Here is a 397-nt window from a genome sequence, read left to right on the forward strand (position 1 = left end):
CCCCCCCCCCCCCCCCCCCCCCCCCCCCCCCCCCCCCCCCCCCCCCCCCCCCCCCCCCCCCCCCCCCCCGTTTTCATGCTACGGCGACCCCCGAGATCTACACCCGAACGTTGTCGTCGGCAGCGTCAGATGTGTATAAGAGACAGGCGTGGTGCTGGTGACGGTATTGCTCGCCATGCTGCTCGCACTCGATGCGACGCGGCGACTCGTCCAACTCCAGCACGCGCTGCAAATCATCGAAGCGGGCCCCCCTGTCTCTTATACACATCTCCGAGCCCACGAGACCCGTGACCGAATCGCGGGTGGCGGGGTGTGGTGGAAAAAAGGGGGGGGGGGGGGGGGGGGGGGGGGGGGGGGGGGGGGGGGGGGGGGGGGGGGGGGGGGGGGGGGGGGGGGG

General features: G+C 74.3%; 1 protein-coding gene. It reads right to left on the reverse strand.

Features of this window, described 5'->3' with window-relative positions; all coding sequences use genetic code 11:
• Window positions 1-97: 97 nt before the first annotated feature.
• Window positions 98-268: a hypothetical protein gene (locus tag JHD67_RS21560; RefSeq protein WP_199101184.1), complete on the reverse strand. Its 171-nt coding sequence runs from the start codon at window positions 266-268 to the stop codon at window positions 98-100.
• Between the last annotated feature and the right edge of the window lie 129 nt (window positions 269-397).

The sequence above is a fragment of the Dyella sp. ASV21 genome (genome assembly GCF_016428975.1).
Taxonomy (GTDB): Bacteria; Pseudomonadota; Gammaproteobacteria; order Xanthomonadales; family Rhodanobacteraceae; genus Dyella.

Excerpts from the sequence above, each read along its gene's own strand:
- JHD67_RS21560 (WP_199101184.1), bottom strand. The coding sequence starts at position 268 with ATGTGTATAAGAGACAGGGGGGCCCGCTTCGATGATTTGCAGCGCGTG.